A 25874-nucleotide genomic window follows, 5' to 3' on the forward strand; every position below is an offset into this window, starting at 1 on the left:
ACTCCTTCTCCTTCACTATCACGACTCCTGCTCTGCCTCAGTTGCGGCGGCGGAAGTAGATGTTTTTTTCTTTTTCAGCTTCAGCTCACTCACCAGCACGCCAAGCACAATCAACGCGCCGCCCAAAAGTGCTAACAGCGGTAACCGCTCGCCAGCAATGCGACCAAAAATTCCGGCCCACACTGGCTCGCCAGTATAAATAACCGTGGCGCGGGTTGGCGACACGCTGCGCTGCGCCCAGTTCATTACCACCTGGATAATGGCGCTAAAAATACCCAATCCCAGCGCGACCAGTAACAAAGTTGTTGTCAGTGGCGGTATGGTTTCTCCGGCAGGCACCATGGCGGTAAAAGACACCAGCGATGCGGTGAGCAACTGCACCACGGTCACCCGGCGAACATCGACTTTTCCGGCCCAGGCACTGATCAGAATAATTTCGGCGGCAATCGCCAGCGCGCTGGCAAGAGTAATTATTTCCCCCTCACCGAGCGCCAGCATGTTCCCCTCCGGCCCGGCGAGCAACAGCAAGCCGGTAAACGCCAGCGCAATGCCAACACAGGACATGAATCCCGGCAACCGCCCCAGGCACAGCCACTGTAATAGCGGCACCAGAGGCACATACATGGCGGTAATAAAGGCGGATTTGCTGCTGGAAATAGACTGAAGCCCCCAGGTTTGCAGACTGTAACCCAACGCGATAGCAACGCCGATGACGACTCCCGCCTTCACTTCAAGCCAGGTTAAACCACGCAGAATATTGACAGAGAGCATACCCACCGCCAGCGCGGCAGTGGCAAAGCGCAGGCCAACGAAGAAAAACGGCCCGCTCATCGTTACGGCGTATTGCACGGCGAGAAACGTACCACCCCAGAACATGGTGATAAGGATCAGCAGCGCTTCCTGAGGCTTTACGGAGAAGGCGTAACGGGAGAGAGACATATCACAACCGGCAACAGGGGGAAAACGCTAGTGTGCGTTGGCTTCGCAGACGGTGCAAGAATAAAAAAACCGCCGGGTCTCCCCGGCGGCGGGCGTGGTTGACAACCGGTCAGAGCTGTCAGCCGCCATTGTTAGCTGCTGTTGCGGCTACCATGGCTATTTTTGCCCCCTTTTTTACCGGCTTCTGAGGCGCGCTGGGGATCGTTTTTGAAATTCCCCCCGCTCTGCTGGCCACCTTTACGGCCTGCTGCTGATGCTCTTTCACGGTCTTCAGCAAAGTTACCTGATCCACCACGATGGTTTGCCATGCTTACCTCCAGATGAGTGAAATATCAGACATCATACTGCGTTCAGTAAAAGAGGATTCTTTCACCGCACGGTGCAAAGGCAGAGCCTTTATCTGCGCCGTGTGGAACTAAGCTTAGTGGAAGGAAAGTATTCAGCCAGTGAATGGTAATATTCTGCAACAGCTTGCGCTGCCAATAGCCCTCCTTCCCTAAGCGAAACCGATAACTTCCTCTTAACTCGCCAAAAATCTGTCGCGTTTATATGTGACAAATTGTAAGTGCCAGAGTTTTATTTTTTAAATTGTTATTTATCAAAGAAATGGCGCTCTCATTTGCACTCTGGCTATCACGTCATACGCTTAAAAAGAACGCAGCGATCTGCTGCCGTAAATCATCGAATAAGGAGTGAGGCAAATGGCCAAAGTATTGGTGCTTTATTATTCAATGTATGGACATATTGAAACGATGGCGCATGCCGTTGCCGAAGGTGCGCAAAAAGTGAATGGCGCGGATGTGGTCATCAAACGCGTACCGGAAACCATGCCGGCAGAATTATTTTTGAAATCAGGCGGTAAGACGCAAAACGCGCCAGTCGCCACGCCGCAAGAGTTGGCTGACTACGACGCCATCATTTTTGGTACTCCGACGCGCTTCGGCAATATGTCCGGACAGATGCGAACGTTCCTTGATCAGACTGGTGGGTTGTGGGCCTCGGGCGCGTTGTACGGCAAGCTGGCGAGCGTCTTCAGCTCTACCGGCACCGGCGGCGGCCAGGAACATACAATCTCGTCAACCTGGACTACCCTTGCACATCATGGGATGGTGATTGTGCCGATTGGCTACGCTGCCCAGGAGTTGTTCGATATTACGCAGGTTCGCGGAGGCACACCTTATGGCGCAACAACCATTGCCGGTGCCGACGGTTCCCGACAGCCCAGTGATGAAGAGCTGGCCATTGCCCGTTATCAGGGCGAATACGTTGCGGGCCTGGCAGTAAAACTCAACGGTTAACCTTCCACAGGAGGAGAGAGATGCCAACTCAAGAAGCAAAAGCCCATCGCGTTGGTGAATGGGCCAGTTTACGTAATACGTCGCCGGAAATTGCCGAGGCGATCTTCGAACTCGCCGATTATGACGAAAAGCTGGCAGAGAAAATCTGGGAGGAAGGCAGCGATGAAGTGTTGCTGCGCGCCTTTGAAAAAACCGATAAAGATTCTCTTTTCTGGGGCGAACAAACCATAGAACGGCAAAATGTGTAGCATCCGGCTCCCCCGCTATCGCGGGGGAGCACTTCGTTTCGCTTATTTCGCCGCGTCGCGCATTACCGCGTTGAACTTATCAATCGGACAGAACCCATCTTTATCTACCGGGCAGCCGTTTAAGGCCAGCGTGACACGCTGTGCCGGGGATTTAAGGGTTAATGCTTCGGCTTTGCGCAGCTGATCGCGGCTCTGATAAACATATTCAATCTTCATCAGATCGCGATTACCCGCCGTGTCATGCCAGCGCTGGAAAACGATCTTCCCACCAATCGGCGTGCGTTCGTTCTGGTCATGCAGTTGATAAGGTTTGAAATCGAGCGCCGTGAGCAACGAGGCGATGTTGGAGTCATGCCCCACCAGCAGGGTCAGTTTTGGCGCACGGCCAGCCTCTTCCACCAGCGTTTTGTCGATGTATTTCACCAGCGGTTTTGCCACGTTACGCGCCACTTCCGGCGAGGTGAACAAGGTATCCTGGTAGCTATTTTTCAGCTTCGACAAAATATTCCATTGCTGATCAGTTTTGATTTCGCCCCACGCCACCTGGTCCATTGGGAACCCTTCGTAGTACTGCAAGGTGAACGCATCCACCAGCGAGTTCCCCACTTTCAGTGGCCCGGAAACACCCGGCTCCTGCTGATATTTCGCGCTGAAGGTATCGGTGCTATCTACCAGTGAGCATTGTTGTTTCTCTTTACAGGCCGGTGACTGCTGATAGCGGGTGATTTTTTCCAGCAGTTTATAGCTCTCTGCCAGCGCATAGTGCTGGCGCTGAGTTTCCATCGCTTTTACCGCCTGCTGGCCAAACGCGGCAGACTCGTCCGTGATCACCGGATTAAAGGTCGGATCCATGGTGCCCATCTTTTCCTGGTGATGTACCGGGACATCACAGCCAGGAAACGCGCCATTGATAAAGAACTGCGCCGTCGCGACAGTGCGTTGCAGACTGTTAGCCCAGGCGTAAATACTTTCTGGTGACGGACACTCCCCCGTCGCAATGAGCTTCTGCTCCGCGAGCCATTCGCGCATATAGTGCCCCATATACACTTCCAGCACGCCGCCTTTGGTGGTCAGCTCCCCGCCGGGCACATCCCACTCGGGCCATTTGTTGGGTGTTGATTGCTCCAGCACGCTGCCATTATTCGCCAGCGGTGCACGTAAGTTATGACGACTCATGATCAACACTTGTTGTAACTGATAACCCTGTGGTGCCGTTTGCGCCATCGCGGCGGGGAGTGCCATGGTGGCGGCAAGTGCGCTAAGCCAAAAAACCGTTTTCATTATGCTTTCCTTATTTTTCTACCCGAAATTAGATTGTGACACATTCATGACAACTCACGCGCATAAGATCTGCGGAGTGTGCACTGGCGCAAAAAGCGGTGTGAAGCCGCGCGATGTGGTTTTATAATTAAACCGCTAACCGGAGAACCGCGATGAAACGTACCCGCTTTGAAGAAACTTTCTGCCCTGTTGCTCGTTCACTGAATATTATTGGCGACTGGTGGTCGTTACTCATTGTGCGTGATGCACTCGCAGGCGTGACGCGGTTTGGCGAATTCCAGAAAAACCTGGGTATTGCCAAAAACATGCTGACTGCACGTCTTAAACTGCTGGTGGATGAAGGGATTTTGCGCACGCAACCAGCCTCTGACGGCAGCGCCTGGCAGGAGTATGTGTTGACGGAAAAAGGCCGTTCCCTGCAAACGGTGCTTGTCGCTCTTTCCCAATGGGGACAGGAGTGGTTGTTCGGGCAGGATGAGCCCGCCAGCGTGCTGGTCGATAGCCAAACGCATCGGCCATTACAAAAACTGGCTCTGCGCGCCGAGGATGGCCGTGAGTTGCAGCCAGAGGACGTGCGGCTGCGAACTGCCAAACTCTGACAATTCAGTCTGTTACCTCAAACAACTATCAAATCGCACTTTTTGCCGCCTCATTTGGTTGCATTATAAAACCAGATATCGGAAGCTCAATTTAGTTTTATGATAAAACCATTTAACAACGAGGTAAGAGAAAATGACAACTGCACTGATTACTGGCGCCTCTTCAGGGATTGGCGCCATCTATGCCGACCGTTTTGCGGCTCGTGGTTACGACTTGCTGCTGGTTGCGCGTCGCGGCGATCGCTTACAAGCACTTGCCGACGATTTGCAGCATCGCCATGGCGTAAAAATCAGCACACTGGTTGCCGATCTCAGCAAGGCTGAGGGGATCGAGCAGGTTGAAACGGTTTTACGTGACGATACGACGATAAGTCTGCTGGTGAACAATGCCGGTGCAGCCAATCTTGCCCCTATCCTCAGCAGCGGTGCCGATCAACATGAAGCCATCAACACGCTGAATACCACGGCGCTAATGCGTCTGACACTGGCAGCGTTGCCGCGTTTTGTGGAAAACAACCAAGGAACCATTATTAATATTGCTTCAGTTGTTGCTTTCCATGCTCGTGCAGGCAGCGCGGTCTACAGTGCGACGAAAGCCTGGGTGCTTAATTTCACCCGTGGTTTGCAGGAGGAGTTTGCCGGAAGTAATCTTCGCATTCAGGCCGTACTGCCAGCCGCGACCGCGACCGAAATTTGGGGGCATTCCGGTATTACACTTGATGCGCTACCCGAAGGCTCGGTAATGACCAGCGAAGATTTGGTCGATGCGGCACTGGAAGGTCTTGACCAGGGAGAACTGGTCACGATTCCGCCAGTCGAGGATTTACAACTGTGGGATAACTGGGAAGCAGCGCGGCTGGCGCTGTTTAGCGCTTCGCGCAATGGTAAACCTGCCTCACGCTACGCGCGCGATTAACATTTACCGGTCGTTTGTAAATAAAGTGGAGCCACTGGCTGGCTCCACTTTATTACTCAGTAAAAACTCGCGCGGGTGGCGATCGTCATATGCGTCTCAGCATCCCCGGACTTTTCCGGGGTGACATTGAAGTGACAAAGAACCGGAACTAGCCTTTCGTCGTACTGGCATTCACTTACCGCAGTGAAATTAAACCGGGCATCAAGCGCAGATTCATTGACCATCGTATAATCAAGCGGTTTATTGACGCTATCAGGGTAGTGAATGCTGGTTGAGGAGGCGACGAGATCGCCAGAGTAATATTGCACCTTTTTGATATTGCCATCAGTGTCGTAGAAATGATCGGCAATTTTTAGTGTCCGCAGCATTGTCTCGCCCAGCAGGCCTTGCGCATTGGTTTTATAATCAAGATGCCCCTCACTATCATCACGACTCATTAAATTACATTTTTCATCCAGCCCAAAAGCGACAGGTTTGCCATTAAATGTCCCTTTTAACGCTTTTCCTTCATGGGCCAAATTCATATGGCTGTTATCGGACTTACCATCGCGACGTAACGCCTGTACGCAGCCCTCGGCAGATAACGCCACATGGAGCGTATAAACCTCGTTGCCTTTATCATCGGTTCCAGTGGAATCGATGGTTTTGACATGTCCTTTGATCGGGTTGAAATCGAGCAGTGTCGACAAATTTAACAGTACCGGAATATAGGTTTGCTGCGCGCAGGCAACCGTGGTGGTGAGCCCAAGCGAGAGGGCCAACAAATAAGAGCAAATTTTCACTTCTGCCATCCTTTGACATGAAAGTGAAAAGAGTAACAAATGCGGATGATTCAGCAAGACCAGAAAGAGGAAAATCTGAAGGCAAAAAAGCCAGAGTGGCTAAAAAGCGGTTAATATGTCCGCGCATGTTGATGATCGTCAAAAACATTCCTGCTCCAGGTACGGCAGCACAGATTAATTACACCTCGTCACCTTTTCGTAAAAAACGAAAAGAAGCGCTAAACGCGTAAAATAATATACCGCCAATTCATCCGGACAATTCAACCAGGCTCTTTCCATAATTCGACGCGATTGCGACCCTTATTTTTTGCAATATAGAGCGCCTCATCAGCGACCTGAATTAATCGTTCGTAATCAGGGTGACCACTATACATTGCCGCCCCGATAGAAAGAGACAATGCAATATTATCCCCAGAAGGCGAAACAACCGTGATCTTTTCAACACGGCTACGGATGCGCTCAGCAATACGCAAAGTATCAAACTCCGTCGCCTCGGTTAAAATAATGACAAACTCATCGCCACCGTAACGAAAAACATAATCACTACTGCGCACATTGTCATAAAAAGCGCTGGAGACTTTGCGTAAAATCTCATCGCCAGTATGATGCCCCCATGTATCGTTAATCTGTTTAAATTTATCAACGTCAATAATTAATACAGACAACGGTGTATTCATGCGCTTGGCATGTGCAATTTCACGTTTAAATATCGTCGGCAAGAAGCGTCGATTAAGAAGTTTAGTCAGCACATCCATTCCGACTTCATGCCGGGAAACTTCCTCAAACAATTCACGTAACATGGTAATAATCTGCGAAACGGTGTTTCTTATTTGAATTAAAAATTTTATGCGCAGTGTTCGGTTACTTAATGCTCTGGGTGTATTGCGCGTATTGCGGAATACTTCATCCAGGTCCTGAATGAGGCGTGAGATATGTCCCACTTCGGCAATACCGCTAAAATAGTGGCGGCCTTTATGGTTAAACCACAGGCCAAAGTCTGACTGACTGAAAGTCAGGCTATTACCCAAATCAGCATCCAAAATGATTTTGTAGATAAGATCAATTTCCCAGCTTAGCAACGCAGCAGTCTGACGTTCCTTCTCTTCTTCTGCGTTCTCAAGCAAAGTGAAAATACGATAATTCTCATCTTCTTTCGCAGAATTGTGTTCAGTAAAGGTAAAAGCTCGTGACATCACTTCCATGGCAAGATCAATACTGTTAATGGCGTAATGGTAAACTTCAAGTTTCTCTGCTGGGCTGTGAGTTGACGAATTGATCACCGGAAAGAGTATTTTTTTAAGAACCCGGAAGCCCATTTCGACGATTTCAACCGAAATACCAATGCGCGCATGAATGGAAGCAACGTGTTGCTGAACGGCGATAACCTTATCGATATCATCAACCTGGCAAGTCAACACATCGATAATCCACGTCTCCAGTGCACTTTTAAGGCGTCTTTCTACTTGATCATTGGAAAGGAACTCCTCCGCATGAGGGTCAATCAGAACGATACGGTAGAATTCTTGGCTCAGAATATGCGCATGCGTTTTGCCAACTTCTGCAACTAAAAAACGAATACGTTCATCTGTTTTATCAATGAGATGAGTCCACTCGCTTTTAATCAATTTAAGATAATTTTCCATTACTTAAACCCTTACGATAGTTAACGCGCTCTCTGCTTGCCCTCATCAGTGTGCTGAATATTGCAAGCCGGAAACTCACAACAAACGTTGAATGTTCTCCAGTCTTTTTTAAAAAACGAAATAATATGCCAAGAAAAAAACGATCGACAAGATAAAAAAATAAACATTACCTGAAATGCATCACTAACATCTCAATCATTTAAAACAACAAAATCAAGTAATGCACCCAAGAAGTATAGACTGCAAATAAGCAATTACAATCCACCCTGTAACTAACCTTATCTTATTACAAGGTCTTATTTAAGATTATTTAATTACAGGTTCCACTCCTGACTACCTATAATCCAGGAATTATCTCCCGAATTATTCAACACGATATCGAGCAAACACATGAAGATTTATACGATCAGTGACGATGTTTATTTCCAGAATGGAATTATTTCATTAGCCAAGTCGAAGGGATGGGACATAGTTGCACATGAGTTAGATTCCTCTCTTACTAACCAACTAACACCTGATGACGTCGTAATCCTTCATCTGGATGTAAAGAACAGCACCTATGCGAAAGCAATCTCACCGCTTAATAAAGTCTGTAAATTACTGGTTATTTTAGGTGCAGCGAGAGATATTGTGATTAATGATGCTGATCTGGTCATCAAATCCAGGGACTCGCTTCTTGAAATAAGTCGAGCTATTAGAGCTGTGGCAAAGAAGAAAAAAGAACTTTCGATCAAAGAGAGTGACCTCAGTGATATCGAGAATATTATTCTCAAAGAATCACTAAAAGGCAAAAACATCCACCTGATAGCTAAAACACTCAATATACCGCCAAAAAGAGTTTACGCTTACCGCAACAAGGCGTGCAAAAAATTGGGAGGAAAAAAAATAAGTGACCTACTTCTGATAAGGGATAAACTACTTGAAGAATCATCAACTTTTTTCACCTCACCTACCAGTATAAGAGAACTGGATTACAGCTTTTAAAACATACAAGCAAAAGATTATCACCGCCTGTAGTGATATAGATGCTACAGGCGGTTTATTTCTCTCACCAGAGATGAGTCTGTTTGTCGATCGTCCCCCAGCGGAAGTACATGTCACACGCCATCAGAAAATCCCGATGCCAAAGCGCGTAAACGTGCAAATAGTTAAAGCCAATGCAAGGTAAAAAACAGATCAGAAAATAGATCTCAAACCAGAGTTGCCATCCGGACCATGCCAGCAGCATACTAACGAAAATGATCCATACAAACTCTATGAGCAGTAACAGAAGAATTCTCAACCAAAAAGGTTTGTCATAGAATGCAGGCCATGGCAATGAAACTGAAAAGTAAAAATCAATTTCTTTTAAAAACAACCTACCGAGAAAGATATAACGTTTCGACAATCGTGTAAAAAGCAGATTCATCGTCAAAACAATACAACACGCAATAAACATTGCGATCACTACCCCGGCAGAGAAAACGCCTACCCGCTGCGAAAAATCCGCCTCATGTTTCAAAGGCGAAATCGTCAGCAAATTTAAAGCGACACCAAGTAAAAGATAGGCAAAAATATAGCGATAAAGGTGTTTATACTTCACCTTTTCAACCGCTGCTGTTGCTACCTGCTTAATATAACTGGTCCTTAAGTTCCGAAACACACCGTAAATAAAAATCGGTGAAATTGCCAGCAAAGGAATCAGTACATACATTGCTGGATGAACTAAAAAACTGCTCCATATGATTAACCAAAAAACGACAGTAAATAAAATACTGGCAATAAATGGGTGAGAAAACGATGCTTCTGTTTTGCTAAGTTTACTCCCAGAAAAAAAAGAGAAGTCAATTGCTTTTGTAACGCATTTGTATGCCCAAAAAGCTTTAAGTTCATAAATTGAGTTAAAGAATAAAATACCTATTATACCACTGAGATAATAAGTGTCATTTTGATTAAACTTATAGCCATTATTCTTCCAATAAAAACCAATCATAATAAAAACGACAATGAAGAGAAACGGCAGTATTTTTTTGTCCTGAATGCGTATAAATTTGAGATAGTCTGGAATCACAATAGCACCATTATATTTAAAATAATCCCCTGCAATGCAATGTCATCTCAGGTTTAAAGTTTACAAAATCCATTAATACTTTCCCAAGATAAGCTTTATTGCTAATTTCGATAAATAAGGTCGGTTTTTTATTTCCTAAAAAAAGCGACATGGAATCAGCCCATTTAACAGTATGTGTCAAATGCAAGGAGAGGTTTTCTTTGATCTTTACTGGTTCAGTTTCTGCCCTCCCCGTCACATTCATGACGACATCGTGCTGGGGTGGGCAAATTTCAGCATCAGACAAATATTTGCGCATTAAGGGTACGCCTTCAGCCATCAAACGCGTGTGCCAGGCACCGCTTACGCCAAGCTTCACAGGCTCATGGCCTGCAGCACGGAGCTGACGTGAGAACTCATTAAGAGCAGCTATCGTTCCGCCAACCACTTGCTGCCGGTGGCTATTATCACAACTGATATCGATTGGTAGCTCAGATTCATTAATCATTTGACTGAGAGCGGTATTATCTATGCCTTTTACCGCCAACATATAGCCTTTGTATTTTTTACTAACCTCATCCATCACCTGCGAACGAAGATGGATCAGGCGGAACAAATTTTCCAGTGTTACTGCTCCGGCAGCATAAAGAGCGCTATATTCTCCGACACTATGCCCGCATGAACCTGTAACGCGCATGTCCCCAAGTTTGTCTTTACAAAGGGTGTAGAGCGTTATATTCATCGCGGTTACAGCAATTTGTTGTACCGTAGTCTGGATCAAGCGATTCATTGGTCCTTTTAGACATAATCGCCTAATATCCATACCCGAAATATCACTGGCGCAATCCCAGATAGCACATGTTGTTTGATTTATATTCCATAAATCTGCCCCCATACCGATAACAGGATTACCCTGGCCAGCAAAAAGAAAAACAACAGGCTGTGAAGTCTTATTTAAATCCATAGATAATATCCTTATAAATGATATTCAAACCCCAGATACAAACCAATCGTTCTACCAAAGTGGGAGAATTCAGCATCTCTTGAGCCAAATGCTGAAAACATACCAGCATAACCTTCCACTTTTCCGTCAAAATAATTAAGCGGTGTTGAGTAGTGCACACCTACTAACGAACTGTAATCCATCATATTGGTAATAATATAAGGTTGCAGGCTAGAGCCACCTTTGAAAGCTAAACTTGCATACGCATTAATGTAGTGTTTTCCCTGGAGGTTTCCTTTATTTGCAACATTACTAATTTCTGCCCCCATAAGGTATTTATACGCGTCAAACACCTGATCTAATACAGCATACTAATTTTTGGTATTGAGGTAATCGACAAAATTCATTTGCTGGTGCCACTCACGTGCGGAATATCCTTCGCTTTGAAAGTAGTATTCCATGCCAAACAAACTGAAGTTATCGGTTGTGTACTGCCCCCCTATCGCCAACTCAACACCCTGTTTATTTTCGGTGGCATAGAGCGAAGAAGGAAAAACGTAATTTTGCACCACAGCAGCCCTTTGCTGTGAAAAATGCCGCCATTGCTGGGCTGAGTGCAAGGCAATCTCAGCATTGATAATCCATTGTGGTGTGTAATTAAAACTGTCAGCTAAAGCAACAGAGCGAGATTCTCCTGACATAACATTAATTGACGGCGTATGATTTTTAAGACGATATTCTGTATAACTTAACAGATAGCGTTCACTGGAATTAGAGCGTTGATCAGCAGACCAATTGCCTGACGACTCATAGCGCTTATTTATTCGTGCTAATCGAGGTGCGACAGTGAAAGCCAGACCGTAATCCCTTGTATCATGAATAAGGCTCGCTCCCCAAAATGATTCAGCATAAACCGATTTCATTGCCGGAGTATAAAGGCGGTCATTTTTGAATCCCGCATAGTAATTAGTTAGCAGAGCCGATGGCGATTTAAGAAAGAAAATACCCGGTTTATCTCTGAGTTTACCGACTTCCAGACGAATGTTGTCAGAGGCTATAAACGTAAGTTTAACTTGATTCAGTAGCATTCGTGAACGATGGTTATCCTTATCAAACTTACCAGGTGCTCGCCATGGATAATAAGTCAATCCATAAAGTGATAGATCTAAATTAAGCTGTTCCTCAATAAGCGAACAATCACTGCTGAATTTCACGCCTGCGCTATTATTAACATTATCTTTTACATAGGCGTTCTTACCTTCAATATTCCATATCGATGGTTTCTTTTTTGTATAAGAGCCTTGTAACGATAGTGTAACATCAGCATTTTTTTGTATATCTGAACCAGAAAGACAATTTGCAGAGAGACTAACAGGTAACAATATGAATGACAAAGTCACCAGATTTATGCGGCAACTCACTTAACACCTCGCTGGATATATTCCCGGGTAAAGTTAGATTCCGATAAAGACTCGAACCTGACATCGCTGTACTCCATAACAGAATAACCTTTACTATGCTTTGCATCTCGCACAATGATTTTCATTGGTCGCATTTCCCCCAGTACCATTTGAAAATTTTGGTACTGGACTGTTTTAAGCAGTCTATCGTCCATCGAATAATAAGATGCCTGATATGGGTGATAATTTTCTTTTTCAACCAGATAGATAATTTTTGGGTATGTCACTGCATCCGATTTACGCAGTAAGACGAGTTCGTAGCAGATCGATTCCCCGCAGGGCCTATCTCCCGTCAGCGTTGCGCTATAGGAATATTCAAAGTTGGTAACGATTACGTCACCATTTGAAATCTGTCCGACCAATCTTTGTTCTCTCGATATAGGTATAGGTCGTCGAAGGGTTGGCGTATAAAACCAAAGATCATACCAATCAGATAGCATGATATTACCCTTATCCCTTGGCGGATAAATAAACCGAGCTAATGAGCGAGCATCAGCCGGCATTCCTTTTTCAGGCTTCATAAATCGCATCGATATATCAAGGATCTGTTTATTTTCTTCTTTTTCTACACCATTTTTGTACTCAAGCACTGTAACGGTATATCGAAAAGGTTTATTGGGTGAGCGAATTTCGTCAGCTCGCCGAATAATATCCAGCGCACCGACCGCAGCTATCGCACTGGCATTTGCCATCATAAAAAAAACAGACACAATAATGGTTCGAAGACTAACGGTGCCAATCATATTCAGCCTTAAGAAAATTTAAATGCATCTGATATATTTAACCGGGATGCTCGCAACGCAGGTAATATTGACGCTAACGAGGAGGTTAGCACAGGCAATACAAACGTTAACCATATCAACCCGGCGTTATTAATTTTAATGAAAGCAGTATAACCTTGCGTTTGCCCGGGAGAGGGAGGCATGGCAATACCATGTAGATTAATGATACCTGCTAGAATAAAGCCGATGGCAAGACTACCTATCGCACCGAGGATCCCAATATATATGCCTTCCAGCAGGAATAACCGCGAAACATGAAATGGCTGTAAACCTATAGCCCGTAGCGTGGTGATTTCTCGTGTACGCTCTATAATATTCATCGTCATCGCATTACTGATCATAAATATTACGATGAGGACCACGATAAGCTTAATGAAGAAATAAATACCAGAGAGTAACCCCTCCACTTGCTGATAAAAAATAGAAGTATCCTTCCAACTTTTAACGATTAATGGCAAATGATGTTCATCAATAAAATGCCGTAAATTTTTAATAAAAAGATCTGTATTGTCTTTTTTAAGCAAGATTAATACTTTACTTACACCATCTGTACCCATCAATTTTTGTGCTGTCGCCAAAGGCATTTTCATCGCAACATCATCATAATCTTTAATTCCTGAGGAAAAGATGCCACGTAATTTCAATGAAAGTGCGCCCTGACCACCATGGGTGTTGACTGTCATTATATCAAGCCAGTCACCGTAATTCGCATTTAGCGTTGCGGCAAGTCCTTCCCCGAGGGTAACTTCATTGGTTTTCACTCGCGATAAATCACTCCCAGAAATAATTTTATCGAATGAACCGAGCTTTAATGATGGCAACGGTTCCACACCAAACCCTGAAAAAAAACTGGAGGTTTCATTTTCGTATTGTGATACAACGCCGCTAAACTCCAGTTGTCCTGAAATAGTTGAAATATCATCAGATAACCCATGATCACTGAGGATTTCTTTTTTCAGGTTTGCATAATCTGCAATCAGGCTGCGGCTTTTATTAGATGTCTCAAAATATTTTGGATTATAGATCTGTACGTGTCCGATATTTGTTCGAATCGTCTGTTCCTTCAAAATCCAAAAAGAATAGTCAATAAATCCACCATATAAAAAAATAGACACGCCACCCAGCATTATGGCAATCATTGTTGAAAGTGTTCTTTTTTTATGCCGGAACAAATTCAAAAAAGAGAACTTTGCATCCCTGAATTTAAAAAACAGACAATAAAGGACAAAACAGATTATTATAACAACAGCTATATTCATTAAAGGCATATGCATGGAGATCTACTCACCTTTGAGTAATGGAATAACAACCTGGGTAACTTCATTCATATCCCACTCTGGTTCAGCATGGAATTTAGTATTCAGGTACTTCGCATCCCCAGAACTTTTCGCCTTTATTTTTTTCATTAGCAATTCAGCCTGCTGAGGCTGATTGCAACTCACCAGGGCTCTATAACGCATATACTCGATATGATTTACAATATCTTTGTCGAAAACATTTTTTCCCCTTAATAACCGCTCGGTATCATCGAGTGTTACCACGCAACGCCCTATGACAGCAGGTAAATACGCGTCGATGCGTGCGCGTAGATATCTAATACGGGGATTTTCTTCATGTGTATCTACTGCTTCATCAAGATAAAAAAAGCCCGTTTTCGCATATTCCGAAGCATGGATAAAATCATTAACAGCCGAAAAATGATTCGCCTGGCGTAACATTCCATAGGAATAAAAAATCAGCGATGTAACGTTCTTCGTTTTTTCAAACTCCTGAAAAAGCGCCTGTGTCGTTTTCGCTAACGCATCGGATTGCTCAGGAAGGCCGTGCTGTATCACTTTATCGACCTCCGGAGCGGTCATCGCATCAGCACTCTTCGCTACCACCGTACAGGCCAACCCCACCCAGAGTGGCCAATAATACTTATGCACCTGAGCCATGTACTAACACTCCATCTTTAATTTCAATTACCCTCCCGGCCCTGTCTCTAAGCTGGGTTGAATGCGTGGAAATAACAAATGTGGTACCGGTCTGCTGATTTATTTTCATTAAAAAATCTAAAATGGCCTCCCCTGTCGTTAAGTCCAGATTGCCGGTCGGTTCATCGGCGACGACGACTTTGGGATCATGCGCAAGCGCGCGGGCGATCGCAACGCGCTGCTGCTGCCCTCCCGATAACTGACCAGGTTTGCGATCAACTAAATGGCCGAGTCCCACACTGTCCAGGAAATGTAAAGCGCGCTCTTTTGCTTCTTTCTTATTGAAATGTGCATTCAGAATAAGTGGATAAAAAACGTTATCAAAAACACTGAGTACCGGAATGAGGTTAAAAAACTGGAAAATAAATCCTAAGTACTTGCTTCGTACATACGCCAACTGTTTTTCGGGCATTTCATTAAGAACATGATTAAGAAACATGACAGTCCCCCCGGATGGCGTATCGATGCCAGAAAGGATATTGAGCAACGTGCTTTTCCCACTACCGGAAGGCCCACACAGCGCCACAAACTCACCTTTATTAATTTCAAGGTTAATATTTTTAAGCGCATCAACCTTATTTTCACCCGAACCAAAATGCTTATAAATATCCTGCATAAATATTGCTGGAACTTCTTTTATTGTGTTGCTCATCAATCACAACTCCGCCGAAAAGCAGGTATCAAAATAGCTATACCCGCCAAAATTATCAGCTAATATTGTGCGCATCTTTTTTGAAATACCCTTGTTATTTAGTAGATATTCCCAACTCAGCGCAGGTGTAAGACAACCACTCGCCCCATAAATATCGTTCAGATCGATAAAATCAATGCCAGTTTGCTGCGTTACTCGCATGATATTATCTTTCCTGGCCGAAATGGTAAGCAAATCACCTTCCGACAGGTCCTTCATCATCTCACGTTGAATGTCATCAATATTATTGTTAGCGACATAATTACCGCAACTCACTCTTAGTGCACTTTCGCGCAAACTAAAAATAAAACATCCTGTCCGTTCGACAGAGAGTTGCATGCCATTTTTTTGCTTCGATTTGGCGCCACCTTTCATACCAAAGATATCTTCATCCGAAAAAACCAATACAGGGATTGCTCTGTATGCTCCGCATATCACGACAAAATCGAAAACTTTCCAGTGTAGATAATCTTGTGCCAGTTGCATCACCTGTACTAATGCAAATTTCTCCCCACGAACTTTGCAAGTTACGTTTTTGATAGAGAATTTCTTTAATATATTTTTAGGCAACGTATCAATAATCGAAGTATGCAGCGCGCTGGTAATATTTTCAAAAACAGATGATTCTCCCCATGCATCAATATAAATAAAAGCAGTACGCGACTTAAGCAATAACATACGATCTCTTGGGGTCATCTGTTGTAATGCAACATCAGCAGCTTGCTCCATGGATTCTATATAATCCATATAACGCGGTTTACGTATCATTTCCCGCGCATAAGTTTCTTTATCAGTGCCGAATCGCTTAAACGCCCAGCCGCTTGCGGAAGTAGATTTAAGAGCCTGATTATACAGATGCGATTCCCAGGCATTTAACCAGTGAGGTACATAAAAATAGAACTTATCGTCTGGTTCCAGAAGTGAAAATGACGACAGATATATCTCATTTTTCATATCTACTAATCTCAAACACGGGTATCTGACATGACAACACCGATAATTGACCCATCAACACCAAGGCCCGTCTTCAGCAAATGTTTTTTTTCATGTTTAATGGCACCGATATCCGTCAACAGCTGACTTGCTATCTCTTCAATAATGTCATCGTTACTTACCGGAGTAAGTAATTCGCCTTGGCGAAGGGAGTGTTCACCAATAATCAAATCGACGATCCCTGAGCCTGTTGTGGTGTAACCCAGTTGTCCTTTATAAGCGAGAACAGGAACAGGTTGCTTGTCTGAAAGCATTGCGATTGCTTTGGCTTCTGCCTTATCACTGTTTGACGAACCATTGCCATGAGGAATAATTGCGCATAAGTCACCGAGACCAATATTTGCTTCATCTAATATTTTACTGATTACTTTAATAATATTAGAGCTTAACCAAGCTGAATCATTACTGCGGCTCGCGCTAATTTGCGCATATGCAGATTTGAGCCGCACCCCACCGTTTAATCCTCTGGCCTGCCGATGTTTTTTGCTCTCGAGTAATATGACGCCGAATCCCTCTGAAAATAAAACTGATCTGCTATTCTGACCAAATGGCTGTACTGATTCGCTATCAAGCATTGATTGGTTTTCAAGAAACCAGATATCCTGCGTTTTAATTTTTGAACAATTAATTACGCAAACAAGATCTGCCCCGTCACTATCAATCGCCTGGCAACCAAGATGAACCGCAGTTAATGATGAATTACTTGTGCAATGTAAATTAGGCGGAAGATAGTTTAATCCATATTTATGTGCAATATTATAGGAAAGTTCGTCCTGCGACATATTTTTAGCGTGAAGACGACTTATTGATGGTGAACATTTTAGATCCTCAATATCATTATGGTCATAAAAGGATTTATAGTCTATGCCATCAACACGTGGCCCTAACCCGGTTAAATATACCCTTACCCTTTCACCCGTAAGCGCGCTTTTGTCAAGATTAGCCCGTGCCAGTGCATCATCGATTAATCGATATAGTAACGCTAATGGGCTATCATCTCTTTGCTCCAGCTTTGCGACGCGCTTATTCGCTTTAAACCCACATTTCAGCGCTACTTCTTCAGAAGCAAACCAATAAGTTTCATGAACACGCTTACCAGCACGAAGATTATTTATTAATTCACTATAATTTTCAGCAAAGGGTAAATGTAGACTGTAGCCTGCAATGATAGCCGCATTATCCATTGCACTATTCCTTAATTACAAATGCATAATAGTTTCCACCTTCTGTTGCCCCAACCAGCAACACATGCTTAAGCGTTAAATTTTGAGGACTCCGTACGAAGTTTATACGTGAGTCGAAGAACGCTTGCGTATAAGGAATGGCCGGCACTGATTGCTTTTTAATACAATCAATGACAACTAAAAGATTGAGCAACCCGGCAGATGAAGCAACGAACCCGAAATAAGCGTTATAGTTAACGACCGGAACCCGTGGATTCTCTTTCTGGAAGACGCTGTAGATAGCGTCGATTTCAATTTGCGAATTTTCTTTACTGCCATTACTGGTGCCGCAAACCAAATCGATATCTGCTGCACTGACACCGGCATCATCAAGTGCGCGCTCAATTGCCAGAGACATTGCTGACGATTTTTCACTCAATAACGATGCATCAAAGTAGCTATTACTGCTGGATTTACCGTAGCCAGCAATTTCTGCCATCACCTCGGCACCACGCGAAACTGCCGCATCCGGGTCTTCCAGTAATAACATGCACGCACCTTCGCCGGGAATGAATCCCTTTGGCTCCTCGCCATAGATTTGATAATCATTGACATCAGAAGTCATATGGATTTTCTGTGTTAGCGCATCCATATAAAGAGACAGTGAGGGGAAATATTCATCAGCGCCGCCCACTATCACATGGGGTTGCAGGTTTTGCCGGATAATCTCATAACCATAAGTTAATGCGCCGAGCGCCGCATTCTCGCCGGTAGCAAGTGTGGTGGTATAGCCTTTAATGCCTTCAGAAATGCCGCAGAAAGTGGCGATCGAATTCATTAGCGAGCCAGGAAACTCAGAGGTGCTGACTTTCCGCGGATCGGGTTTCAGACTCTGCATATATTTATAGGTTGTCTCCTGAGGGCCACGAGACATCCCCATGATCATGCCGAGCTCTTCGCCATCACGCTTTATTTTACGTTTCGCCATATTCAACGATTCAGACAGCGCAACAAGCGCAAACGTCCCGCCACGCGTTGCCTTTCGGGCATCAAAACGGCGCAGATGTTTACGCGGCTCCAGCCCCATTATCTGAAAGGTTTTAAAATCCGGCTCCTGTTCCGGAAACGTTCCGGTGCTCATGGCAGCTTCATCGCCAAAAATTTCTTCGAGTTGATTTGTGGCAACCAGCACTCTCAGTAATTCCCGCGCTTCTGCCAGGGTGTCATCAGGAAACGTGACACCACCTAACACGGGTACGTGATTTTTTTGCCAGACATTGTGCAAAATATCATTAACCGTGTGACCAATCGCCGTTACGGCCCCTACGCCAGTAATAGCCACACGCTTACTGTCATATTGACTGACCGGCACTGTCCCTGGTTTTGTACTCACCACCATGCAGCAGTTATTTCCACCAAATGCATAGTTATTTTTCATAAAAATATTAATTTCTTTTTCTCGAAACTCATTAGCGACATAGTCCAGGTCGCAATTTGGGCGCGCAATTGAGAAATTGAGAGTCGGTAAAACTTTATTTTCAGGCAGCGTTACCAGACAAGCGATAAGCTCAACAATGCCTGCAGCACCAATGTTATGGCCGAAATAAGATTTTGTTGAACTGACAAGCAAATGATCGTTATCAGGAAACACTTTCTTCATCGCCAGCGTTTCAATACGGTCATTCGCTTCTGTACCCGTACCGTGTGCATTGACGTAATCAATTTGTTCCGGCTTTACACCAGCATTCTCCATGGCTTTAAGCATGACCTGTACCGCGCCACTGGCTCGCGGGTCCGGCCCCGTTTCGTGGTAGGCATCGCAGGAGGTTGCGTAAGAGAGAATTTCACCGTAAATTTTGGCTCCGCGTGCGATGGCATGTTCATAATCCTCCAGTACCATCGCACCAGCACCTTCACCGATAGACATGCCAGACTGACCTGAAAAGGGAGTGCAGGTGCTGGGATGCATCACGTTCAATGCGTAAAACCCAGCAAACGTTGGCAGGTAGATAGGTTCTGTACCGACAGCCAGCATGGTCTTACTTTTACCATTTTGGATATAGTCAAAAGCCATACCGATCGCGTTAGGGCTGGCTGTACAGGCCGTTGCCACCAACTCCCCGCCACCTTTGAGACCTAAGAGTGTCGAAACACTTGAGCAGCAGGAAGAAAATCCCCCCGAATAAATAGTCTTGCGGAGCGAGAAATCATCCATTCTCTGCTCAAAAATTGGCAGAAACGCTTCAGTTCCGGCGGAAGAAACGCCGACAATTAATCCTGTCTCATCAAGGCAGGCTTTATTACCAATAAGCCCGGCCTGAGTCAGCGCATCCTTGCCCACTTTGTATGCCCATAATGCAGCGTTATCCAAAGAGTGGATAATATTTTCAGGGAGCTCTGAATAATCTATTTCCTGAAGGACTTCAGCTGCACGGGCATTTTCAAACCACGTTGCAAACCGCTCACTGTTGCCGACACCATTTTTTTTATCAAAGAGCGCCTGTTTAAAATCTTCAATAGTTTCGGCCAGGGATGACAAAATCCCCATACCTGTAATTACAACGCGTTTCCTGTTCGTTTTCACCGTTATCCCCCGGAGTAGAAAATCTTTGTATTCATAATAAATAGCCAAAGTAAAGCGACATATTTATACCTGTCGCCTTACTTTCGCTTTAATTATTAGAATTACACAATTCGCTTTGACTTTGACGGATCAATAAAACTATGTTCAGCCGGATTGATGAGCATACTTAAGTTATATAAAAAAGGTACGCTTTTTGTTCTCGCTGGAATATGTTTTTCTGCCGTTAAAATTTCAAACCCTGGGAGATCCGCTAAAGCATAATCATTGTCAATCAAAGCCAGCGCGATAAAAGATTGTAACGCAGGGGAAAAACCGGATTTTACAATAACGCCAACCTCTTTCCCCTCTACTAAAACTTTATCATCAGAATTGATTCCACTGCACTCTGCAGTCGGGAGCATACCAATGAGTTTACGCTCAGCCAGATTATGGGACTGTGGCTCAATCACTGACTTGCCAATAAAGTTTTCTTTATCGTATTGAATTGCCCATTGCATTTGCAACTCAATCGGGTTTTGGCTATAGCCGGAAAAAAGACTTTCATCCCATCCGGTATTCTCAAGACGAACAATATCCTGGTATTGGATACCACCGGTTTTTAATTCGTATTTTTCACCAATTGAAAGGATGGTTTCCCATAATTTTACCAGGGAAGCCTCCTCGCCAATGGCCATATATGCAAATTCGCCATGCTTCCCACAGCGGAAAATGATCAGGTCATCGGCCTCATTAATGTACTCAAAGTAAGGTAAACCAATAATGTCGTAGCCATATATTTCTGACATAACTTCCCAGGAGTAAGGCCCTTCCAGCATAATAGCGCCCCAACCGCTATCTGCCATAGACTTAATCTCCGGGCGTTCAACAATATCGAGTGCTTCATCGCTCTCTAAAATTGATGTAAGGCGCTCAATTAACTCCGGTGCCGGGATGTTTTCTGAAAGGATGTAATAACCGTCCGGGGTACAGAGCACATATATGTCCCCGCGGATGGTACCATCCTCATTTAATACCAACGAATAGATACCTTGCTCATCGCGAATAATTGAGATATCAGCTGAGGCCATATGATTTACCAAAGCCCATGCATCATCTCCCATTACGCTAACGATAGCCATATGTGAATAATCGATAAGCAGTGCATTTTCTCTGACTGCTTTATATTCAATGGCGAGATCATGATATGCTACAGGAACTGTGCGCTTATTATAAATGCCCATCCTGGCATTGTTTTCCAAATGCAAGTCATTAAGAGACTTCATAAAACCTCTTCAGGTAAATTGTTCAAAAGGTCAGGCACGTTTTTTTGTAATAACAAATGTTGCCAAATTATTAATGCTACGCATATAAGAAGGATCGTCTCCTTCACTTACTTGTATATCAAAGACCTTATCAAGCAAAACAATAATTTCGGTCGCGTCTACTGAATCCAACTTTAAGCCGTTACCAAATAATGGCGTATCGTCATCAATTTGCGTTTCATCTCGTTGAATATTTAATCGCTGGATGATTTCCGTTTTAATTGTGAAAAGTACATCTTTACGCTCCTGGATATTATCATGCATAGTTGTCATTGCTTATGTTCCATTAATGGTATATTTCGCTTCACGGTAGTTAATTATTGTTCCTTGGCTAATCAATTTTTTACCAACGTTAGCCGTCACGGAATAGTGCATAAACCCAGTTGGATCTGAAAACACCAACTTGCTTGTAACCTCAATCGTATCGCCTGGATAAGCAATATCTTTAAACTTTAAATTCTGTGCTGCTAATACGCCGCGCACTTGTGAGCGCCTTGCCCTGATAATATCCAACAATTCTTGCTGATGGATCTTCGCATAAATATCTCGTAAGTTTTTCAATTCGATGCCAAACTTTTCAAAATAAATATCGCATACATCAGTAATAAATGAAAAATACTCACTTGCCTGACCAAATATCTCTGCAATAAGAACACCGGGCATGATAGGGTCATCAGGAAAGTGTCCAAGTAAATAGGGTTCGTTATATGTAATATGTTTTACGATCTGCACATACCCATTTTCCCCATATTTATAATCATCTATTCTGTCGACCATTAGTAAGGGCTGTCGCCACCCGCCCATCTCAAGAAAAATTTTAGAAGGAATAGAATATCTGGACATAAATCACCGCATTACCAGACCGCCATCGATCACGATGGTCTGGCCAACAATATAACTGGCAGCAGAAGAACTTAAAAAAACAATTGTATTCGCCACTTCCTGGCACTTTCCCAGACGCTTCAAAGGGATTGAGTTCGTTACCTCGCGCACTACAGTACGAGAAACTTTCTTTACCATCCTCGATTCAATCATTCCAGGAGCAACAGCATTCACTCGCACACCCCGAGGAGCTAATTCTGCGGCTAATGTTCTGGTAAAACCGAGCAAAGCGCCTTTTGAAGCACTGTAATTAACCTGGCCTATACTTGGAATTACTGCTGCTATAGAAGAAACATTGATAATCGCTGGAGTTTCAGAACATCGCAGCAGCATTAAAGCTTCCTTCGTTAATCTGAAAGTGCTCAGCATATTTGTATCAATAACAGTACTAAAATCCTCAAAAGTCATTGAGGCAAAAAGACTGTCTTTAACAATGCCTGCGTTATTCACTAATACATCAATCTTTGTGACTTTAGCATTCAAATATTCCATTAATATAGCCACCTTTTCAGAATCAGCTATATCACATTGCAATATATTTAATCTTTGTCCTGCGGGATTAGTTTCTTTTAAATTGTCTAAACGATCCGCATTTGTATTATACAATGCATAAACTTCACACCCTTGTTCCAGAAATTTTTCGCAGATGGCAATGCCGATGTCGCCACTGGCTCCTGATATTAAAACTGTTTTGCCTTTTAGATCATTATATTTATACATTTCCATTACACGCAATTGAGTTAACAAGAGATACTGCTACGGCATGAGTGCGACAATGCGATATGCTAAGTGACACATTAATAACACCGTTTTCCTTTATTACCTCACCCAATCTCCCAGTAAATAAAAAAGAGGGGCAGCCAAATTCATCATGATTTATCTCAATATCTTTAAAGCACACCCCATTCCGAAACCCACAACCAAGCGCTTTAACAATTGATTCTTTAGCGGCCCAAAATCCGGTTGCCCTTTCAAAATCCGGTTCATTTGCATTAATTTTCATTATCTCTTTTTTTGTAAATACGCGTTGTAAAAAAAACTTGCCGCCATTGTTAATCGCGTTAGTGATCCGTTCCACTTCAACGATATCAGTACCGATACTTATCCCTAAATTTATCATAAGATTACAGTTGATAAGTTACATTAAAATTAGATATAAATTGATCTTCAACGAGACCAGTCGGGTACATTAAGGGAACTGATAAAGAGATATCATACCCGAGTGATTTAACTGTTCCTTTAATCCCAAGAATTGTTCCAACTATCCTTTTCCCATCAAAAGTATTTTGTGGGTATATTTCACCAGAAATCTGACCATAATCCGCGCCTATATATAACTCAGAACTGTAATTCCCGATAAGGAAATGTAATGTATTCTGAATATAGTACCCTTTATTGCCATCTAATCCTGTGCTGGTTTCAAACCCTCTAACGTTCCAACGATTACCTATTGTAAATTGATCTTGTAATGTTAACGGCGCTGGCGAAAATTGAGCCCCCATATTCAATTCATAATAATAGTGTAAATACTCACCGTTGAACCATTTCACATAATTTGTAGTCAGATTAAAAATTTGGCTTTCCGTACTCACGTCCCCTGACACCATATCCGGTGTTTTTTCACCACCCAGCCAAGTCATAAAACGTTGCCAGCTAATGGAGGAGTCTAGTGTCGCTTCCTGGAAATTTTTTTTAAAAGTTAGTCCAAGGCGCAGATTGCTCATATCTCGTTCTTGCAGTGCTAAATCTACGCCACCTAATTGATAGGTAGATTTACGCCTTAATAATTCTATATTCCCTGTTATTTTTTTATCCATGTTGCGAAAAAGAGTTCGGGTTCCTTTCAAACTAAGGTATTGATTTTTTCCTTCATAGTCTAAATCCCAATAACTCAGCCCAACACGCTGGCGAGACATACTGCTACTGTAGAAAAGTTCATAATCCCAAAAACCTACTGGTAAGCTATAAAAAGCACTGATGCTTTTATATTGACCTGTAGTACTGCTGGTACCAGCCAAATAGAAAAGATCGCCAAGCTTTGCAGAGTTGTACAAATAGCCTGAAATACCAGTAAGTATCTTTCCTGTGCTTCTGTCACCCCAGTCGTTGTATGTCGTTTTGATATTCCATAATTTTTTACGATTAGTATTGATAACAATATCGCTACGGCCGTAGCGACTGCCAGGCACGATATTAATCTTTACATCAACGCCAGGCACTTTCTGTAAGTTCTCCAGCCCTTGTTCAATATCTCGCAGATTAAGAATATCACCTGATGTAAAAGGCAGGATCCAACTTCTGATATCGTCATTTTCAATGATCACTTTATCGATCCTTCCTGCTAAAATTTTCAGCTGTAATTTTTTTGCCTTTAAATTTTGTACAGGGATATCCACTCGTGTTGTTACATATCCAGCCTTTATATAATAATCCTGCAAATAGGTCGCAACATATTCAATACCTTTCGTCCCAAGACAACTGTTCGAGATCTCATCTTTTATATTTCGAATGGTTTTATTATCCAAAAATTCGTTCTCTAAGATAAGTTCTGATATAGGGTAACAGCCTTTTTCAGAGGGTAATTCAAATTCGATAATGTTTTTGTCTTTAAGCTTAGAGAAAACATCTTTTTTATCAATCTGATTTTCTTGGGCGATGTTATTATCATTTTTTTTCTGATCTTTGGCTAGTCGTTCCAGCTGAGTATCAGCATGTGCACGAATACTACATAGCAAAATGAAAGCTAAAAAGTAAAATTTGATTTTCATTACCTCTAGAAAATTAAAACTACAAGAACGGCTAACACGTATAATTATCTTCATAACAACAGCCAAAACAACTTAATTATTCTTAAAGACCAAAAAAGAACATTCGTTAAAAATAAAATGTTTTTAACGTGGCGACATTATTGACATGATGTATAATCATTAATTATGTTTTGAATTAATTAACCCTTAATATCATCAAGAACATCATTGAAGCCTTCGACAACCAGTTTCGTTTCTAATATAACCCTAAAAACATCTCTTCCGTAGCGGCTTTCCCCGTCTGCCTTAAGCACCACATTATGAATCGCTACTACATTAGCATCAAACAATCATATATCGTATAAATATATATTCTCACCAGAAAAATGTATTACTCCCATTATCTTAAATGGGACCTTAAATCAACAAAAGTTAATTTAAGATATATAACAACCAACAATCAAAGATGCATCCACCTAAATATCAAGCATTTTTTAATGTAAGCATCAATAGCACCCATTATTAATCAACCTACGCTAAAATTCGCAAGAAGACGGCATTAATTGTTGCAAAAAACATAGCAATACATCTATTGTTATGCTGAAATTAATAACATA

General features: G+C 43.2%; 28 protein-coding genes. 6 read left to right on the plus strand and 22 right to left on the minus strand.

All coding sequences use genetic code 11. The annotated features are described in order from the left end of the window. Positions 1 to 18 precede the first annotated feature (18 nt). Together O3S68_RS08780 and O3S68_RS08785 are read right to left on the minus strand one after the other, a co-directional pair. Positions 19 to 939, minus strand: coding sequence for a DMT family transporter (locus O3S68_RS08780; RefSeq protein ID WP_269231308.1), 921 nt, complete (start codon positions 937 to 939; stop codon positions 19 to 21). Positions 940 to 1070: 131 nt separating this feature from the next. Further along, on the minus strand, positions 1071 to 1247 hold the full coding sequence (locus O3S68_RS08785) for a general stress protein (protein ID WP_020457308.1): 177 nt from the start codon (positions 1245 to 1247) through the stop codon (positions 1071 to 1073). Between the two features lie 393 nt (positions 1248 to 1640). Between O3S68_RS08785 and wrbA the strand changes: the two genes are divergently transcribed. Both wrbA and O3S68_RS08795 read left to right on the plus strand, forming a co-directional pair. Further along, on the plus strand, positions 1641 to 2237 hold the full coding sequence (wrbA, locus tag O3S68_RS08790) for an NAD(P)H:quinone oxidoreductase (RefSeq protein WP_020457307.1): 597 nt from the start codon (positions 1641 to 1643) through the stop codon (positions 2235 to 2237). Between the two features lie 20 nt (positions 2238 to 2257). Then, on the plus strand, positions 2258 to 2485 hold the full coding sequence (locus tag O3S68_RS08795) for a YccJ family protein (RefSeq protein WP_017456265.1): 228 nt from the start codon (positions 2258 to 2260) through the stop codon (positions 2483 to 2485). Positions 2486 to 2527: 42 nt separating this feature from the next. Here O3S68_RS08795 and agp read toward each other — a convergent pair whose 3' ends face one another. Next, complete coding sequence (gene agp / locus O3S68_RS08800) at positions 2528 to 3766, minus strand: bifunctional glucose-1-phosphatase/inositol phosphatase (RefSeq protein ID WP_269231309.1); 1239 nt, start codon at positions 3764 to 3766, stop codon at positions 2528 to 2530. A 152-nt stretch (positions 3767 to 3918) separates the two neighbouring features. On the opposite strand from agp, the gene O3S68_RS08805 reads away from it, so the two are divergent. Beyond that, entirely contained in the window at positions 3919 to 4365 is a 447-nt protein-coding gene (locus O3S68_RS08805) for a winged helix-turn-helix transcriptional regulator (RefSeq protein ID WP_020457305.1), read from the plus strand. A gap of 133 nt (positions 4366 to 4498) precedes the next feature. Beyond that, positions 4499 to 5281, plus strand: a complete 783-nt coding sequence (locus O3S68_RS08810) for an SDR family NAD(P)-dependent oxidoreductase (RefSeq protein ID WP_269231310.1) — start codon at positions 4499 to 4501, stop codon at positions 5279 to 5281. Between the two features lie 56 nt (positions 5282 to 5337). On the opposite strand, the gene O3S68_RS08815 is transcribed toward O3S68_RS08810, so the two are convergent. Next, a complete protein-coding gene (locus O3S68_RS08815; RefSeq protein ID WP_269231311.1) occupies positions 5338 to 6072 on the minus strand; it encodes a YnfC family lipoprotein in 735 nt (244 codons plus the stop codon). An 8-nt stretch (positions 6073 to 6080) separates the two neighbouring features. Here O3S68_RS08815 and O3S68_RS08820 point away from each other — a divergent pair, with 8 nt between their 5' ends. Further along, entirely contained in the window at positions 6081 to 6293 is a 213-nt protein-coding gene (locus O3S68_RS08820; protein ID WP_152641194.1) for a hypothetical protein, read from the plus strand. 30 nt (positions 6294 to 6323) lie between these two features. On the opposite strand, the gene O3S68_RS08825 is transcribed toward O3S68_RS08820, so the two are convergent. After that, on the minus strand, positions 6324 to 7706 hold the full coding sequence (locus tag O3S68_RS08825; protein ID WP_020457302.1) for a diguanylate cyclase: 1383 nt from the start codon (positions 7704 to 7706) through the stop codon (positions 6324 to 6326). A 390-nt stretch (positions 7707 to 8096) separates the two neighbouring features. Here O3S68_RS08825 and O3S68_RS08830 point away from each other — a divergent pair, with 390 nt between their 5' ends. Continuing rightward, positions 8097 to 8690 carry a helix-turn-helix transcriptional regulator gene (locus O3S68_RS08830; RefSeq protein ID WP_045506820.1) on the plus strand — a complete coding sequence of 198 codons (594 nt, stop codon included), beginning with the start codon at positions 8097 to 8099 and terminating at the stop codon, positions 8688 to 8690. A 64-nt stretch (positions 8691 to 8754) separates the two neighbouring features. On the opposite strand, the gene O3S68_RS08835 is transcribed toward O3S68_RS08830, so the two are convergent. From O3S68_RS08835 to O3S68_RS08910, 17 genes are all read right to left on the minus strand, one after another. Beyond that, entirely contained in the window at positions 8755 to 9756 is a 1002-nt protein-coding gene (locus O3S68_RS08835; RefSeq protein ID WP_269231312.1) for a hypothetical protein, read from the minus strand. Positions 9757 to 9772: 16 nt separating this feature from the next. After that, positions 9773 to 10699, minus strand: coding sequence for an ACP S-malonyltransferase (locus O3S68_RS08840; RefSeq protein ID WP_160270815.1), 927 nt, complete (start codon positions 10697 to 10699; stop codon positions 9773 to 9775). 11 nt (positions 10700 to 10710) lie between these two features. Next, the gene (locus tag O3S68_RS24200) at positions 10711 to 11007 is read right to left on the minus strand and encodes a hypothetical protein (RefSeq protein ID WP_331275943.1); all 297 of its coding nucleotides are present in this window, start codon (positions 11005 to 11007) and stop codon (positions 10711 to 10713) included. A gap of 42 nt (positions 11008 to 11049) precedes the next feature. After that, the gene (locus tag O3S68_RS08845; protein WP_331275944.1) at positions 11050 to 12078 is read right to left on the minus strand and encodes a hypothetical protein; all 1029 of its coding nucleotides are present in this window, start codon (positions 12076 to 12078) and stop codon (positions 11050 to 11052) included. 17 nt (positions 12079 to 12095) lie between these two features. Then, positions 12096 to 12833: an outer membrane lipoprotein-sorting protein gene (locus tag O3S68_RS08850; protein ID WP_269231675.1), complete on the minus strand. Its 738-nt coding sequence runs from the start codon at positions 12831 to 12833 to the stop codon at positions 12096 to 12098. A gap of 56 nt (positions 12834 to 12889) precedes the next feature. Next, positions 12890 to 14194 (minus strand): ABC transporter permease, encoded by a 1305-nt coding sequence (locus O3S68_RS08855; RefSeq protein WP_269231313.1) that lies wholly within the window; start codon positions 14192 to 14194, stop codon positions 12890 to 12892. A gap of 6 nt (positions 14195 to 14200) precedes the next feature. After that, positions 14201 to 14857 carry a hypothetical protein gene (locus O3S68_RS08860; RefSeq protein ID WP_269231314.1) on the minus strand — a complete coding sequence of 219 codons (657 nt, stop codon included), beginning with the start codon at positions 14855 to 14857 and terminating at the stop codon, positions 14201 to 14203. Beyond that, positions 14841 to 15548: an ABC transporter ATP-binding protein gene (locus tag O3S68_RS08865; protein ID WP_269231315.1), complete on the minus strand. Its 708-nt coding sequence runs from the start codon at positions 15546 to 15548 to the stop codon at positions 14841 to 14843. Before O3S68_RS08865 ends, O3S68_RS08860 begins: the two co-directional genes overlap by 17 nt. A 3-nt stretch (positions 15549 to 15551) precedes the next feature. Beyond that, on the minus strand, positions 15552 to 16541 hold the full coding sequence (locus tag O3S68_RS08870; protein WP_269231316.1) for an ATP-binding protein: 990 nt from the start codon (positions 16539 to 16541) through the stop codon (positions 15552 to 15554). Between the two features lie 11 nt (positions 16542 to 16552). Further along, positions 16553 to 17764 (minus strand): beta-ketoacyl synthase, encoded by a 1212-nt coding sequence (locus O3S68_RS08875; RefSeq protein ID WP_269231317.1) that lies wholly within the window; start codon positions 17762 to 17764, stop codon positions 16553 to 16555. Between the two features lie 4 nt (positions 17765 to 17768). After that, positions 17769 to 20327 carry a beta-ketoacyl-[acyl-carrier-protein] synthase family protein gene (locus O3S68_RS08880; protein ID WP_269231318.1) on the minus strand — a complete coding sequence of 853 codons (2559 nt, stop codon included), beginning with the start codon at positions 20325 to 20327 and terminating at the stop codon, positions 17769 to 17771. Positions 20328 to 20428: 101 nt separating this feature from the next. After that, the gene (locus tag O3S68_RS08885; protein WP_269231319.1) at positions 20429 to 21589 is read right to left on the minus strand and encodes an aminomethyltransferase family protein; all 1161 of its coding nucleotides are present in this window, start codon (positions 21587 to 21589) and stop codon (positions 20429 to 20431) included. 30 nt (positions 21590 to 21619) lie between these two features. Continuing rightward, entirely contained in the window at positions 21620 to 21901 is a 282-nt protein-coding gene (locus O3S68_RS08890) for an acyl carrier protein (RefSeq protein WP_020457289.1), read from the minus strand. A gap of 3 nt (positions 21902 to 21904) precedes the next feature. Next, positions 21905 to 22471: a 3-hydroxyacyl-ACP dehydratase FabZ family protein gene (locus O3S68_RS08895; protein ID WP_269231320.1), complete on the minus strand. Its 567-nt coding sequence runs from the start codon at positions 22469 to 22471 to the stop codon at positions 21905 to 21907. 3 nt (positions 22472 to 22474) lie between these two features. Further along, a complete protein-coding gene (locus tag O3S68_RS08900) occupies positions 22475 to 23230 on the minus strand; it encodes an SDR family oxidoreductase (protein ID WP_269231676.1) in 756 nt (251 codons plus the stop codon). After that, the gene (acpS, locus tag O3S68_RS08905) at positions 23223 to 23615 is read right to left on the minus strand and encodes a holo-ACP synthase (protein WP_045507240.1); all 393 of its coding nucleotides are present in this window, start codon (positions 23613 to 23615) and stop codon (positions 23223 to 23225) included. Before acpS ends, O3S68_RS08900 begins: the two co-directional genes overlap by 8 nt. A gap of 19 nt (positions 23616 to 23634) precedes the next feature. Continuing rightward, entirely contained in the window at positions 23635 to 25278 is a 1644-nt protein-coding gene (locus tag O3S68_RS08910) for a ShlB/FhaC/HecB family hemolysin secretion/activation protein (protein ID WP_269231321.1), read from the minus strand. Between the last annotated feature and the right edge of the window lie 596 nt (positions 25279 to 25874).

Source organism: Kosakonia sp. SOY2 (assembly GCF_027109175.1).
In the GTDB taxonomy this organism is placed as follows: Bacteria; Pseudomonadota; Gammaproteobacteria; order Enterobacterales; family Enterobacteriaceae; genus Kosakonia.